Origin of the sequence: Kineobactrum salinum (assembly GCF_010669285.1) — a bacterium.
GTDB lineage: Bacteria > Pseudomonadota > Gammaproteobacteria > Pseudomonadales > Halieaceae > Kineobactrum > Kineobactrum salinum.
The window spans coordinates 2,908,682-2,922,133 of the sequence record NZ_CP048711.1 but is presented as its reverse complement, the minus strand read 5'-3'; the positions used below and the strand labels follow the sequence as shown (position 1 = coordinate 2,922,133).

The window sequence follows — 13,452 nt, the reverse complement described above, 5'->3', positions numbered from 1 at the left end:
GTAATACGATAAAAGAGTTCAGATCGCAAACTAAACGCTTATATATTGGTACAGTTTAGCTGACTGGATAATCCAAATAATTAACCAGATATATGCTACCGCCCCAACCACTGAGTATATCGCGACCGCCATCAAAACCTCCTCGAAAATCGACAGACAAATGTACAGAGCAAGTACCTTCGCAGAAGTGCTCAAGAGTTCGTATACCAAAAATCCGCTTTGCAATCGCAAAGCTGGCACGGCAGCCACAGCCGGCTTGTTGATAAACTGAAAGAAGAGCCAAAGAGCCAACCACTGGGAATACTCACCTGCAATTGACCATTCCAGACCAAATGCCCAGCTAAACAGCGAAGGGCCAAAAGCAACTATCAGCAGGTAGGGTAGAACGCCGACCATGGCCATCCAGAAGGTCGTAGTCACTATCATGCGCTGAACGTCAGCTCCAGCTCTTATTGCCTCAGCTACTTTTGGGTAAAAGACCGACATTACTGCACCGCCAACCAAGCTTGCTGGGGCGCTTAATATCATTAAAGCGAGACTATAGTAACCCACAGAGCCCACACCCGAGTAAGCAGCTATCATTATCATCGGCAAGCTGTAAGAGAACGCATTTATCAGATTCTGTGGCATTCGAAAGTATGGGAAATCTCTGTAGGCTACCGCCACTTTAAATATCGAATCATGAGAAGAGTTCCCTGGCTTAACCTTTTCACCACCAACCTCGAACAAGTAAGCCCTCAATGTCAATATTGCGCCGAATGCCAGCCCCACAATATTAGTGACGATCAATGCCAAGGCTGATGGTGCCAGCAGACCAATAGTAAACTTAAGAATATTTATTACCAGCGAAGCAACAACACCGTACTTTGCAGTGATCGAAAAGGCTCTCTTGCGAATTAGCCACTGGGCTACAATGATCGAGAGCAAAGAAGTAAAGGCTGCCAGTGGAAGCAGTAACTTATATGGCTCGAGATACTGAGCGTTCAAGACTTGAAGAAATTTTTCGCCTGCAACAATCAATATAAATGCAAAAACGAGCATATTGAGCAGCCCAAGTATCAGCGATAGTTTCACGAGACGGAGGGCGTCCCAATCGTCCCTCGGAAGTACAATTGCCGCCGGATAACTTAATGCCGCTGCAGTAGTTAATAGCGTAGTTATAGATACAAAAATACCGACGAGGCCGAAAGCCTCGGGGCCATAGAGTCGAGTGATCAACGGAGAAAATACTAAAGTAATGAACTGCGCAAATGCCGCACCTGAGGCAAGCGTCAACACGTTCTGAACAAACGGACGGTTCCTGAGTACGTTAACCTTTGACAGCACCTTTCACGATTCCTTAAGCTGCCATCTTAACCGGTTAGATTCACAAACCCTAGCCTCAATGAAGATTCACAGATTAGGAAACATGACCAAAAATCAGGCGATCACGCCTAATTTACCGGCACGAATATCGCTATGGCTGAGAATAATAAAATCCGCACCTCACGCTAGCTGATGAGGGAACCTTTCATCATCCAAACGAAGCCCCACCAACTACGCTACCAAGTACCAGCACCCGCCAACGCTGAGCCCACAAACTCACATTGGCTTTGAAAACCGCCCTCACAGGCAATGCTGGAGGGTATTGTGGCCGATACCCATGATCCTTTCAATGCTCGCCCTCCGTAATAGCCGGGAAGGGGCGAAGACGTTAGCTTCATCATAGCCGTTTCGATGTGCTAACCTACTCTCGCGACCTGGAAGCATCAGGGCTTTCCAGGCAGCAGGCGGAAGCCATCGCCAGGGGCATGATCCGTATGCTTGCACAGCAGCTCGACACATTGGTCACCCGCGATCATTTTGATCTGCACATGAGGCGGATAGAGCAGCGTTTCGAACAGTCTGACCACCGCATGAACGGCCTCGACGCGCGCATCGGCCGTTTGGAGCGCACTCAGGCAGCCCACACCGTTCTACTGAGTATCATTACCATCGTCGTTTTGATACCGCTGGTGCAGTCGGCACTGGCTGGCTGAAGACCAACAACTCCGTCACGCTGGCAACAACTCTGGCAACTACCATTCCTCGAATTCCGCTGGGTTTGCTACACTACATCCCCCGAGGAAGACGCGATTTGTCAGATCATGCCCAAGCCCCCCAAATCCATCGATTTTGCCACTACTCTCGCCGAACTTGAAGCCATCGTCGCCAAACTGGAAGATGAGGGCACCTCGTTGGAGCAGTCCCTGGCGGATTTCGAGAAAGGCGTGGGTCTGATCCGCGAAGCCCAGCAGTCGCTCAGCGGCGCTGAACAGAAAGTCGCCAAGCTGCTTGAGGTCCAGGGAGAGCCGGTACTGGAGCCGTTCCAGGATAGCGGAGACGCTGAGTGAGTGAAGAACTGGCCGGATTTCTCCGGCTCTGTGTTGATCGTTGTCAGGCCTCTCTCAATCAGCTCGCGTCTCCCGGTCCGGGAACAATACTGGAGCTGGATGACAGCCTGGGCGGTCTGGCGGTCGCGGTCGACTACGCGTTGTCGGGCGGCGGCAAACGGATCCGTCCCTGCCTGGTGTATGCCGCCGCGCAGGCAATCGATGGCTCGGCGCCCAATCCGTTGCTGGATATACCCGCCACCGCGATCGAGTTGATCCACAACTATTCTCTGATCCACGACGATCTGCCGGCCATGGACGACGACGACCTGCGCCGCGGCAAAGCTACCTTGCACAAGGCCTTCGACGAGCCCACCGCGATTCTCGTCGGCGATGGCTTGCAAGCACTGGCCTTCGAGCTGCTGGCGACTGCCCAGGATCTTTCCGCAGAGCAAAAAGTAAGCATGATCAAGGAGTTGGCGAAGGCATCCGGCCTGGCAGGAATGGTGGGAGGGCAGTATCTGGACGTCTGCGCCACCGGCCGGCCGCTGACGTTGGAGCAGCTCCAGGCGATGCACGAGCGCAAGACCGGTGCCCTGATCCGCGCTGCGCTGGCGCTGGGTGGCATCGCGGCTGGCGCCAGCAGTGATCAGCTCGCGGCGCTGGACGGCTGTGGCAGGCATATCGGCCTCGCGTTCCAGATCGTGGACGATATCCTGGACGTGGAGGGCGACACCCAGACCCTGGGCAAGACTCAGGGCAAGGATGCGCTGGACGACAAGGCGACCTACGTCAAGCTCCTGGGTCTCGCCAGCGCCCGGGAGTCGGCCGAGCACTTACTGGACGGCGCCCTGGATGCGCTGGAGGACTTCGGGAAGTCGGCGGACATGCTGCGGGGGCTGGCGCGGTTGGTGGTAGACCGTAAGGCGTAGCAAAGGGCTGCTTTTGATGTTTGCCCACGACATCCGGCCCGCCATAATTGCGTCAAACGCCCGGGGTACGACGCTGCAGACCATGCCACAACCTGATTTCGATGTGCTAACCTACTCCCGCGACCTGGAAGCATCGGGGCTTTCCAGGCAGCAGGCGGAAGCCATCGCCAGAGGCATGATCCATATGCTTGCACAGCAGCTCGACACATTGGTCACCCGCGAGCATTTTGATGTGCACATGGCGCGGATAGAACAGCGCTTCGCGCAGATGGAGCAGCGTTTCACTCAGATAGAGCAGCGCTTTGAGCAATCTGACCACCGCATGGACGGCCTCGACGCGCGCATCGGCCGTCTGGAGCGCACTCAGGCGGCCCACACCGTTTTACTCAGTATCATTACGATCGCCGTCCTGATCCCCTTGATCCAGTCGGCGATAGCGAGCTAGGTCCTAATCGGCGGCAAACAGGTGGCCCATCTTGGCCCCCTTGGTCAGCAGATACTTCTCGTTGTGGGGGTTGCTGTCGGTATGCAGGGCCAGCCGTTCTACGACTTCCACACCGTTTTCTTCCATCGCCAGCACCTTGCGCGGGTTGTTGGTCATCAGCAGCACGCGGGCGATGTGCAGGTGCCGCAGCATCGGGCCGAGGATGGTGTAATCGCGCATATCGGCGCCAAAGCCCAGTTGTTCGTTGGCTTCAACGGTATCGGCGCCAGCATCCTGCAGCTTGTAGGCCTTGATCTTGTTGAGCAGGCCGATACCGCGCCCCTCCTGGCGCAGATAGAAGAGGGCGCCGCGGCCGACCACGGATATGGCCTTGAGTGCAGCCTCCAGCTGGTTGCCACAGTCGCAACGCAGGCTGAACAGCGCATCGCCGGTCAGACACTCCGAATGTATGCGCGCCAGGACCGGTTCACCGTCGCCGACATCCCCCATGGTCAGCACCACATGCTCCTTGTTGGTGTCCGGATCTTCAAATCCATGGATGTCAAACACACCCCAGGCGGTGGGCAGGCGGGAGGATTCTACGTAACGTACTGACACGGGCCATTCCAGCTTGAAAAAGGGGCATAGTTTAGCACTTTATCGCCGCACGTGGGCCGGCCGGGGCCGTGCTGGGGCAGGGAGGCTGCAGCCGCTGCGCGACTACCAGGCCCGGGACAGAGACAGGACTCCGTCGGCCTCGCGCAGCTCCACATGCTGCAGGTAGCTCATGCCCAGCAGAATGGTAGCCGGGAACTTGCCCTCGGTAACCGAGGCGCGGACATTCTCGATGCGGATACCACCTACGGCCACGCTTTGCAGGTTCACACTCCAGGCCGCTACCACATCGCTGGCAGTTTCCATGTTGCCCGCCACGCCGGCGCGGTAATCAATCCCCAGCGCGGTGGCCTGGCTGGCATTCATCGCCACCACGTTGGCACCGGTATCGACTATCACCCGCACGCTGCGGCCATTGATCTCGGCACTGGTTATGTACTGCATGCGCTCATTGCGGGGAATGTCGAGCTGGCGCCGCTCCGGGGCGACGTAATTGGTGGTGACGTTGCGGTTCAGACCCAGGCGCTGGCGCTCGCCATTGATCTCCAGCACCGCGGCGCTGGAGTCGGCGCTGATCAGCACAATGCCCCGGAAGTTGTCGCCAACCCGCAGCGTCTTGCGTTCACCATCGACTTTCAGCACCACCGTATTGGGCAGCAAGGCTTCTATTGTCACTGACTGGGCCGCGATGGGCGCGCTCAGTACCAGGGCCAACAACAGGGCCGTCCGGCGGCCGGCGCGCAATGCTCTGGTAGTGGGCATCATCTCAGCGCACCGTCGTCAGCCACAGCGCGCTGTGCAAGGTGGCACAGGCCATCACGCCCGCCACGATATCGTCAATCATGATGCCGAAGCCCCCCTGCACTTTCTTGTCCAGTAGCCCTATCGGCCAGGGCTTGGCAATATCGAAGATCCGGAACACCAAAAAACCTGCCAGGACCCATAACCAATCCGCCGGCAGCGCCCACATGGTAATCCAGTAACCGACGAACTCGTCCCAGACGATGCCGGGATGGTCATGCACCCGCAGTTGCTGGCTGGCGCGCTCACAGATCCACACTCCGGCAGCAGCGGCAGCCAGTACCAAAGCGCTGTACCAGAACAGGGACCACTCGGACATCAGCAGGAATAACGGTATCGCGCACAGGGTACCCGCGGTGCCGGGCGCCCGGGGTGACAGGCCACTGCCGAAACCAAAAGCCAGGAATTGCACCGGACTGCGAAACGGGGTCGGGGCCAGAGGCAGGGAGGCGGGGTCAGCGGCCATGGGTTCTCACCAATCCGGGAAGTGCTCAGTGTACTGTGATTTGGCGATGCTGCGAACAGCTTTCAGAAATGCCGGTAACCGATGTCGAGCTGCTCGGCGCCGGCGCAACTGACGCCCTCCCCGGCAGCCACCACGCCAATGCGGGTGCAGTCGCCGGGCGCGGATACCCCGGCCGGCAGGCAGAAACAGAGCTCGTAGTCATCTCCGCCGGCCAGCGCCCAGCGCAGGGCCTGCTCCCGGTCCGGCTGCGCCAGCAGCGCGGCGGACAGCGGCAGCAACTCCGGCTGCAATTGCAGCTGCACACCGCTGGCGGCGGCAATATGGCCGGCATCGGCCAGCAGCCCGTCGGAGATGTCGATCGCGGCTGTGGCGCTACCCAACAGCCGGATTCCCAGCTCCAGCCGCGGCAGCGGACGGAAGAAGCGCCGTTCCAGATATTCCGCCAGCTCCGGCTCGGGCCGGTAGCGGCCCTGCAGTACCGCCAGCCCGGCGGCAGCATCACCCAGGGTACCGGAAACGTACACCCCGTCGCCCTCCGCGGCGCCGCCACGCAACAGGGCCTGCCCCCGGGGCACCGCACCGAGCACCTGGACAGTGATCGTCAGCGGGCCGCGAGTGATGTCACCGCCCACCAGCGGTAGTTGCAGCGCACTGACCGCAGCGGCAACACCCTGACTGAAACTGTGCAGCCACAGTTCGTCGGCCTCAGGCAGGGTCAGGGCCAGGGTCATGCCCAACGGCCGCGCCCCCATCGCCGCCAGATCGGATGCGGCCACCGCCACCGCCCGGAAACCGACGTCCTCAGGCAGGCTTTCTTCCGGGAAATGCACGCCCGGCAGCACGGTATCGACTGAGGTTGCCAGCTGCTCGTCCGGACCCAGGCGCAGAATTGCGCAGTCATCGCCCACCCCCAGCGTCACCGCCTCACCCCGCCCCAGCGCGGAGAAATAACGGGCAATCAGGGCAAACTCGTCCATGGGCATCAGGAGGCGGCGTCGATCTCGGGCTTGCGCAACTGGTGGGCGGCCCGGTCAAGCACGCCGTTGATATACTTGTGGCCGTCGGTGGCGCCAAATTTCTTGGCCAGTGAGACCGACTCGTTGATCACCACCTTGTAGGGTACGTCAATGCGCTGCATCAGCTCGAATACGCCCATGCGCAGCAGGCTGCGCTCTATGGGGTCGAGATCGTCAAGCTTGCGGTCCAGCAGCGGGCCAATGACTGCCTCCAGCTCATCGACCGTTGCCGGTACGCCGTGCAGCAGTGCCTGGAAGTACTCCAGGTCCACATGGGCAAAGTCGTAGTCGGTCCGGAACTCGGTCTCGATCCGGCCCAGTGGGGCCGCCGCCATATACCATTGGTACAGGGCCTGCAACGCGTAGTGCCGGGCCTTGTGCCGCTCCGCGGCGAGGATATTGCGGGGTTTGCTGCTCACCGGGACGGGCTCACTCGCCAATCCGGCCGCAGAGGCTGACCATTTCCAGCGCCGACAGCGCGGCTTCCGCGCCCTTGTTGCCCGCCTTGGTGCCGGAGCGCTCCACGGCCTGCTCGATGGAATCCACCGTCAGTACCCCGAAGGAGATCGGGATACCGTGCTCCAGACTCACCTGGGCAATGCCCTTGGTGCATTCGCCGGCCACATAGTCAAAGTGTGGGGTGCCGCCACGGATCACCGCGCCCAGGGCAATAATGGCATCAAAGCTCCCCTGGCGCGCCAGCTTCTTGCAGACCAGCGGAATTTCAAAGGCGCCCGGCGCCCGTATTACGGTGAGCTGCTTGTCGCTGACGCCATGCCGGCGCAGCGTGTCGACGGCACCCGCCAGCAGCTGCTCTACCACAAAACTGTTCCAGCGCCCCACCACCAGCGCAAACTGGCCCTTGCCGCTGGTGAAATCCCCTTCGATCGTCTTGATATCGGTCATGCCTGTTTCCTTGTGATACACGGCCTGTGCAGGGCCTATTGTGCTGTTCTGCAGGGCTGGTCGGTCCCGTTCAGACCCGGCTATCGGGCGCTACGTATTCAAGCACCTCCAGATCAAAACCCGAGATTGCATTGTACTTGATCGGCGCTCCCATCAGGTGGATTTTTCCCACCCCCAGGTCCTTCAGTATCTGCGATCCCAGGCCTACCGTGGTGTAGGTATCGGGTGGCGCTGCAGCGCTGGTAGGCACCCTGCCCAGCGCCATATCGATACTGTCGAGCAACTGGCCGGCGCTTTCCTCGCGAGACAACAGCACGATAACCCCGCGGCCCGCCGCCGCCACTTTCGCCAGACAGGCGCCGATATTCCACGATGGCCGGTCGGGCAGTTCGCTGACCAGCAGATCCCGCATGGTGGAGCCGACATGGACCCGTACCAGCGTGGGCTGCTCCGCGCGGATATCCCCGGTGGCCAGCGCCAGATGCACCCTGCCGGAATTGGTCTCGCGGTAGGCGGTGAGCTGGAACACGCCCTGGGCGGTCTGGATCTGCCCCTCGCGGATGCGCTCGATGGTGCGCTCATTGACCATGCGGAAGTGGATCAGGTCGGCGATGGTCCCTATTTTGAGCTCGTGCCTGGCGGCAAATTCGACCAGCGCCGGGCCGTCGGCCAGCACCCCCTCGGGAGTCAGAATATCGGCGATGACTGCGGCCGGCAGCAGGCCGGCCAGATGGGCGTAATCACTGGCGGCCTCGGTGTGGCCGGCGCGGGTGAGTACGCCGCCGGGCACAGCCGTAAGCGGAAAGATATGACCGGGCTGGACGATATCCGCCGGTACCGCGTGGGGTGCCACTGCGGCCTGTACCGTGCGGGCGCGGTCGGCCGCGGAAATACCGGTATCGATGCCCACCGCAGCCTCAATGGACAGGGTGAAATTGGATTTCTCGCCGCGCGCGGCCGCCACCATCGGCGGCAGGTCCAGCTGCCGGCAGCGTTCCTCGGTCAGGGTCAGGCAGACCAGGCCCCGGGCCTGGCGCGCCATGAAGTTGACCTGCCCGGCGTCGACATGCTCGGCCGCGACCATCACCACGCCCTCGTTGTGGCTGTCGGCGTCGTCGTCCACCAGCACCACCATGCGTCCTTGGCGTATATCGCTGATCAGTTCATCTACCGTGTTTACTTGCATCTCTGATTGCGTCCTTTTCCGGCTGGCGCTAGCGGCCCAGGTAGCCGTTGTCTGCGAGGGTTTGCAGCGACAGGCCGGCGGCCGCTGGCTGCGCTGCCGCCTCCCCCATCACCAGGCGTTCCAAATAACGGGCGATCACATCCACTTCCAGGTTGACTTGACTGCCCGGCCCATAATCACCAAATACGGTTTCCGCCATGGTCTGGGGAATGATATTGAGGTCGAATTCGGCGCCGTTCACAGCGTTGACCGTGAGACTGGTGCCGTCGACACAGATGCTGCCCTTGTGGGCAATGTATTTGGCCAGCGCATCGGGAGCCCGCAGCAAGACCCGGATCGAGCGCCCCTCCCCGCGCAGGCTGACCACCTCGCCGACGCCGTCCACATGGCCGCTGACGATATGGCCGCCCAGCCGGCTGGCCGGGGTCAGGGCCTTCTCCAGGTTGACCCGGCTGCCCGGCCTGAGCTGGCCCAGGGTCGTGTGGTCCAGCGTTTCCCCGGATACATCGGCCCAGAAGCCGTCTCCCGGCAATCCGGTTACCGTGAGGCAGACGCCGTTGGTAGCGATACTGTCTCCCAGCGCGACGTCGTCCAGCGGCAGTTTGCCGGTGTGGACCCGCAGACGCATGTCACCTCCTGTGGGTTGCAGGGTGGCGATACTGCCAACGGCCTGGATGATACCTGTGAACATGCTGTCGTCCTGCGCTGTGGCGTCAGTGGCGGGGCACGGCGGTGAAGCGCCAGTCCTGCCCGACCCGGCGCGCGTCCGTCAGTTCCAGCGCGACCTTGTCGGCCATGCGCTGCAGGGGCAGTTGCAGCAGCGGGCGGGCCAGATCCCCCATCAGGGTCGGTGCCATATAGATAATCAATTCGTCCAGCAGGCCCTGCTGCAACAGCGCCCCCACCAGACGGGGCCCAGATTCTACCAGAATTTCATTGCATTGCCGCCCACTGAGCGCAGCCATCAATGCGGCCAAGTCCAGCCCCTGGGTGCCGTGAGGCAGGGTCAGGGTTTCGACACCTGCCGGCAAAACAGGCCCGGAGGCGGCGAGTCCCTGGCGGTGGCAGATCAGCGTGGGTGCCGCGACGCTGCAGACCCGGGCGCCGGCAGGCGTGCGCAGCTCGGAGTCCAGCACCACCCGCAGCGGCTGGCGGACACTGGCCCGCGCCGTGCTCGCAGGATCCAGCCCCAACTCATCCGGACGCACGGTCAGTGCGCAGTCATCGGCCAGCACCGTGCCCACCCCGGTCAACACCGCACAGCTCATCGCCCGCAGGCGCTGCACATCCTGGCGCGCTGCGGGGCCGGTAATCCACTGGCTCTCTCCCGAGGCCATAGCTGTGCGGCCGTCCAGCGACATCGCCAGCTTGGCGCGCACCCGCCCGCGGCCACGCCGCATGCGGGCGATAAAACCCGGGATCACCCGCTCGGCCTCCTGCTGCAACAGACCACAACTGACTTCCACTCCCGCGGCCTGCAGTCGCGCCAGGCCGCGGCCAGATACCTCGGGATTGGGGTCCTCCATCGCTGCCACCACGCGGCTCACCCCGGCCGCCAGCAGGGCCTCGGCGCAGGGGCCGGTCTTGCCGCGATGGCTGCAGGGTTCGAGCGTCACATAGGCAGTGGCGCCGCGGGCATCGCCGGCCATCGTCAAGGCTTCGATCTCGGCGTGATTGCCGCCGGCCGGCTGGGTGTAACCCTCTCCGATAACGTGGCCATCGCGTACCAGCACACAGCCGACATGGGGATTGGGCATGGCCCAATAGCGCCCGCGGCGGGCCAGTTGCAGCGCCCGGGCCATCATCCGTGTATCAAGATCGGCAGTACTCATTGCGGTTCAGCTGACGCCGCGCTCCCGTTTCGGCTCGGCTTCCAGGCGCTCGATGGCATCGCGGAATTCCGCGATATCCTGGAAGCTGCGGTATACGGACGCAAAACGCACATAGGCCACCTGATCCAGCTGCTTGAGGTGGTCCATCACCAGCTCGCCCAGCACCCGCGAGCGGACTTCCCGTTCGCCGGTGGCGCGCAGCGCGTGCTTGATCTGGTTGATGGTGGCCTCTATGTCCTCCACCGACACCGGCCGCTTTTCCAGCGCCCGTTGGAAACCGGCGCGCAGCTTGTTCTCGTCGAAGGGCTCGCGGTTGCCGTTTTGCTTGATCACGCGCGGCATGACCAGCTCCGCCACTTCATAGGTGGTGAACCGCTCCTTGCAACTCAGGCATTCCCGCCGACGGCGGATCTGGTCGCCTTCGGCCACCAGCCGGGAGTCGATCACCCTGGTGTCGTCGGCGGCACAAAATGGGCAGTGCATGGGCTTACCCTCTTTTAAGTGGCTGAAGCCTAACATAATTCACCAGCAAATGAGCACGCCGAAGGACGCTCGCGAAGGACTGGCCACGGCTGCCGGCGCCTCGACGCGGCAAACGCAACCGCCGCGCCGGCCACGACAACACAAGTTTGCTATGCTGGGATGAATGGCACTTAACTTTAGCGATTGGGTGCCTATAATCCGGTCACTACTTCTGGAGAGTACTTTCGAGACACGCCGTAAACCCTTCCCTGGGGGCTCGGATGCGACATCCATGTCGCATACGGTCTCGAAAGTACTCTCCAGAAGTAGCGCCCTCACACCGAAGCGGACCTTAAGTAAGTGCCATTCGTGCTGGGAGAATTCCACAGGAGAATCCGATGTTTATAGCGTCACACGTTCACGCCCCGCGGCGGGCAGCCGTCACCGCCCTGGCTGCTGCCCTCTTCCTCAGCCTGGTGACAAGCTGGCCGGCCAGCGCCCAGAAAACCGCCAAACCGGTATTGATGGGCAAACACTGGGTAGCGGTAACCGGCAAACCGCTGGCCGCCACGGCCGGCGCGACGATATTCAACCGTGGCGGCAACGCCATCGATGCCGCCTGCGCGATGCTCGCGGCCACTGCCACCATGTGGGATGTACTGAGTTGGGGCGGCGAGACCCAGGCCCTGATCTACAACCCGCATACCGGCGAAGTGATGGGCATCAATGCCCTGGGAGTCGCGCCCAGCGGTGCAACCCCCGACTTCTTCCGCGACCAGGGTATGCTCTACCCGCCCGAGTACGGGCCACTGGCGGCAACGACGCCCGGCACCCCGGGCGGACTGTTGGTAATGCTGGCCGAGTATGGCCGCCTGAGCCTGGCTGAAGTACTCGCGCCCGCGATGCAGATGGCCGAAGGTTATCCCATAGAGGAATCCCAGGCGGACTTTATTGAAAGCCGCCGCGACATCCTCGCCCAGTGGCCCGCGTCCCGCAAAGTGTTCCTGCCCCATCTGGATGAGGATGATCCCGCTGTACGCGCCGCGCCGCGGCCGGGCGAGATTTTTCGTCAGCCCGAGCTGCTGGCAACCCTGCGCAAGCTGGTCGCTGCCGAGGCCGAGGCACTGGCGGCGGGCAAGGATCGCAAGGCCGCCATCCAGGCCGCCTACGAGCGCTTCTATCGGGGTGATATCGCCGCCGAGATCGTGCGCAGCAGTCGCGAACAGGGCGGCCTGATGACACTTGAGGATCTGGCCGACTGGGAGGTCAAGATCGAACAGCCGGTGAGCGTCAATTATCGCGGCATCGACGTCTACAAACTGACCACCTGGACCCAGGGCCCGGTCATGCTGCAGGCCCTGAACCTGCTGGAGGGCTTCGACCTCAAGGGCATGGGGTACAACAGCGCCAATTACATCCACACCCTGTACCAGGCCATGAACCTGGCCTTCGCCGACCGCGACTTCTACTACGGCGACCCCTACACTCCGCCGGCAGAGCCGGTCGAGGGCCTGCTGTCCAAGGAATACGCGGCCGAGCGGCGCAAATTGATGCCTGCCGACCGCAACGCCACCGATATCAAGCCGGGCGACCCCTACCCGTTCCAGGGAGACAGCAATCCTTTTGAAAAACTGCGCCAGCAATGGCAACCGGTACCGCCCGCGGCGGACGCCGAGGGTGCCGAAGGTTTCCAGCAGGCCGGCACAATGAGCCACGACGAAGCCTTCCTGGCCGGCACCACCTCCATTCAGGCCGCCGACGCCGAGGGCTGGGTCATCTCAGTGACACCCTCCGGCGGCTGGATTCCGGCCTTCGTGGCCGGCGAGTCGGGGATCGGCCTGAGCCAGCGCATGCAGAGCTTCGTGCTGGACGAGAGCCTCAACCCCTTCAATGTGGTCCGCCCCGGCCAGCGCCCGCGAGTCACGCTGACCCCCAGCCTGGCACTGCAGGACGGCAAGCCGTTGCTGGCCTTCTCGGTGCAGGGCGGCGACACCCAGGACCAGAACCTGCTGCAGTTCTTCCTGAACATGGTGGAATTCGGCATGAATGTACAACAGGCGGCCGAGGCCCAAAATATCCTCAGTTACCAGATGCAGAGCTCCTTCGGCGCCCACCAGGCCGAGCCCGGACGGCTGCAGGTCACGCCGCTGGTATCCCCCTGGTCGCAGGCGGAGCTGACGCGGATGGGCTATGAGGTGGAGAGTGTGGAGCGCACCTACAGCCCGGTCACCGCGATCTGGTTTGACCGCGAGAACGGGACCATGCAGGGCGGGGCCAGTGACTATGGGGATGATTACGGGATCGCGTGGTAGCGGTGGGCAACGCTGATTGGGTAGCTCGTAGCTCGGGCTGACGTGGGAAGCGCTGGTTGAGTACTTCGTCGCTCGGGGCAACGTAGGAGGGACCGATTTTCCGCGCTTTTTCGCAACCCGAATTACGCTCGACAAAAAGGGGCAACGTG

General features: G+C 61.9%; 16 protein-coding genes. 5 read left to right on the top strand and 11 right to left on the bottom strand.

The window, feature by feature from the left end:
- Window positions 1-30: 30 nt before the first annotated feature.
- On the bottom strand, window positions 31-1,326 hold the full coding sequence (locus tag G3T16_RS12790) for a lipopolysaccharide biosynthesis protein (RefSeq protein WP_163495593.1): 1,296 nt from the start codon (window positions 1,324-1,326) through the stop codon (window positions 31-33).
- Between the two features lie 392 nt (window positions 1,327-1,718).
- On the opposite strand from G3T16_RS12790, the gene G3T16_RS12785 reads away from it, so the two are divergent.
- From G3T16_RS12785 to G3T16_RS12770, 4 genes are all read left to right on the top strand, one after another.
- Complete coding sequence (locus tag G3T16_RS12785; RefSeq protein ID WP_163495592.1) at window positions 1,719-2,018, top strand: hypothetical protein; 300 nt, start codon at window positions 1,719-1,721, stop codon at window positions 2,016-2,018.
- Window positions 2,019-2,126: 108 nt separating this feature from the next.
- The gene (locus G3T16_RS12780) at window positions 2,127-2,372 is read left to right on the top strand and encodes an exodeoxyribonuclease VII small subunit (RefSeq protein ID WP_163495591.1); all 246 of its coding nucleotides are present in this window, start codon (window positions 2,127-2,129) and stop codon (window positions 2,370-2,372) included.
- Window positions 2,369-3,283: a polyprenyl synthetase family protein gene (locus G3T16_RS12775; protein WP_163495590.1), complete on the top strand. Its 915-nt coding sequence runs from the start codon at window positions 2,369-2,371 to the stop codon at window positions 3,281-3,283. The genes G3T16_RS12780 and G3T16_RS12775 overlap by 4 nt, the downstream gene beginning before the upstream one ends.
- Window positions 3,284-3,299: 16 nt before the next feature.
- Complete coding sequence (locus G3T16_RS12770; protein ID WP_163495589.1) at window positions 3,300-3,728, top strand: CCDC90 family protein; 429 nt, start codon at window positions 3,300-3,302, stop codon at window positions 3,726-3,728.
- Window positions 3,729-3,731: 3 nt separating this feature from the next.
- Here the strand turns inward: G3T16_RS12770 and ribA are convergent, their stop codons facing one another.
- The 10 genes from ribA to nrdR all read right to left on the bottom strand — a co-directional run bounded on the left by ribA (window position 3,732) and on the right by nrdR (window position 11,012).
- Window positions 3,732-4,325, bottom strand: a complete 594-nt coding sequence (gene ribA / locus G3T16_RS12765; RefSeq protein ID WP_163495588.1) for a GTP cyclohydrolase II — start codon at window positions 4,323-4,325, stop codon at window positions 3,732-3,734.
- Between the two features lie 102 nt (window positions 4,326-4,427).
- Window positions 4,428-5,087: a retropepsin-like aspartic protease family protein gene (locus G3T16_RS12760; RefSeq protein WP_163495587.1), complete on the bottom strand. Its 660-nt coding sequence runs from the start codon at window positions 5,085-5,087 to the stop codon at window positions 4,428-4,430.
- 1 nt (window position 5,088) lies between these two features.
- Complete coding sequence (locus G3T16_RS12755; protein ID WP_163495586.1) at window positions 5,089-5,589, bottom strand: phosphatidylglycerophosphatase A family protein; 501 nt, start codon at window positions 5,587-5,589, stop codon at window positions 5,089-5,091.
- 62 nt (window positions 5,590-5,651) lie between these two features.
- Window positions 5,652-6,572, bottom strand: coding sequence for a thiamine-phosphate kinase (thiL, locus tag G3T16_RS12750; RefSeq protein ID WP_163495585.1), 921 nt, complete (start codon window positions 6,570-6,572; stop codon window positions 5,652-5,654).
- Complete coding sequence (gene nusB, locus G3T16_RS12745; RefSeq protein WP_163495584.1) at window positions 6,572-7,024, bottom strand: transcription antitermination factor NusB; 453 nt, start codon at window positions 7,022-7,024, stop codon at window positions 6,572-6,574. The genes thiL and nusB overlap by 1 nt, the downstream gene beginning before the upstream one ends.
- Before the next feature lie 10 nt (window positions 7,025-7,034).
- Window positions 7,035-7,511, bottom strand: coding sequence for a 6,7-dimethyl-8-ribityllumazine synthase (gene ribH / locus G3T16_RS12740; RefSeq protein ID WP_163495583.1), 477 nt, complete (start codon window positions 7,509-7,511; stop codon window positions 7,035-7,037).
- 70 nt (window positions 7,512-7,581) lie between these two features.
- Window positions 7,582-8,697: a 3,4-dihydroxy-2-butanone-4-phosphate synthase gene (ribB, locus tag G3T16_RS12735; RefSeq protein ID WP_163495582.1), complete on the bottom strand. Its 1,116-nt coding sequence runs from the start codon at window positions 8,695-8,697 to the stop codon at window positions 7,582-7,584.
- 28 nt (window positions 8,698-8,725) lie between these two features.
- A complete protein-coding gene (locus G3T16_RS12730; RefSeq protein WP_163495581.1) occupies window positions 8,726-9,388 on the bottom strand; it encodes a riboflavin synthase in 663 nt (220 codons plus the stop codon).
- Window positions 9,389-9,410: 22 nt separating this feature from the next.
- Window positions 9,411-10,529 carry a bifunctional diaminohydroxyphosphoribosylaminopyrimidine deaminase/5-amino-6-(5-phosphoribosylamino)uracil reductase RibD gene (gene ribD / locus G3T16_RS12725; RefSeq protein WP_163495580.1) on the bottom strand — a complete coding sequence of 373 codons (1,119 nt, stop codon included), beginning with the start codon at window positions 10,527-10,529 and terminating at the stop codon, window positions 9,411-9,413.
- A gap of 6 nt (window positions 10,530-10,535) precedes the next feature.
- Window positions 10,536-11,012 carry a transcriptional regulator NrdR gene (gene nrdR / locus G3T16_RS12720; RefSeq protein ID WP_163495579.1) on the bottom strand — a complete coding sequence of 159 codons (477 nt, stop codon included), beginning with the start codon at window positions 11,010-11,012 and terminating at the stop codon, window positions 10,536-10,538.
- Window positions 11,013-11,389: 377 nt separating this feature from the next.
- On the opposite strand from nrdR, the gene G3T16_RS12715 reads away from it, so the two are divergent.
- On the top strand, window positions 11,390-13,303 hold the full coding sequence (locus G3T16_RS12715; protein ID WP_163495578.1) for a gamma-glutamyltransferase family protein: 1,914 nt from the start codon (window positions 11,390-11,392) through the stop codon (window positions 13,301-13,303).
- Window positions 13,304-13,452: the final 149 nt, after the last annotated feature.

Bases quoted from the DNA above. Each gene is read 5' to 3' on its own strand.
- G3T16_RS12780 (WP_163495591.1), top strand. From the start codon at position 2,127: ATGCCCAAGCCCCCCAAATCCATCGATTTTGCCACTACTCTCGCCGAA.
- G3T16_RS12770 (WP_163495589.1), top strand. From the start codon at position 3,300: ATGTTTGCCCACGACATCCGGCCCGCCATAATTGCGTCAAACGCCCGG.
- G3T16_RS12760 (WP_163495587.1), bottom strand. From the start codon at position 5,087: ATGATGCCCACTACCAGAGCATTGCGCGCCGGCCGCCGGACGGCCCTG.
- G3T16_RS12755 (WP_163495586.1), bottom strand. From the start codon at position 5,589: ATGGCCGCTGACCCCGCCTCCCTGCCTCTGGCCCCGACCCCGTTTCGC.
- thiL (WP_163495585.1), bottom strand. From the start codon at position 6,572: ATGCCCATGGACGAGTTTGCCCTGATTGCCCGTTATTTCTCCGCGCTG.
- ribH (WP_163495583.1), bottom strand. From the start codon at position 7,511: ATGACCGATATCAAGACGATCGAAGGGGATTTCACCAGCGGCAAGGGC.
- ribB (WP_163495582.1), bottom strand. From the start codon at position 8,697: ATGCAAGTAAACACGGTAGATGAACTGATCAGCGATATACGCCAAGGA.
- G3T16_RS12730 (WP_163495581.1), bottom strand. From the start codon at position 9,388: ATGTTCACAGGTATCATCCAGGCCGTTGGCAGTATCGCCACCCTGCAA.
- ribD (WP_163495580.1), bottom strand. From the start codon at position 10,529: ATGAGTACTGCCGATCTTGATACACGGATGATGGCCCGGGCGCTGCAA.
- nrdR (WP_163495579.1), bottom strand. From the start codon at position 11,012: ATGCACTGCCCATTTTGTGCCGCCGACGACACCAGGGTGATCGACTCC.
- G3T16_RS12715 (WP_163495578.1), top strand. From the start codon at position 11,390: ATGTTTATAGCGTCACACGTTCACGCCCCGCGGCGGGCAGCCGTCACC.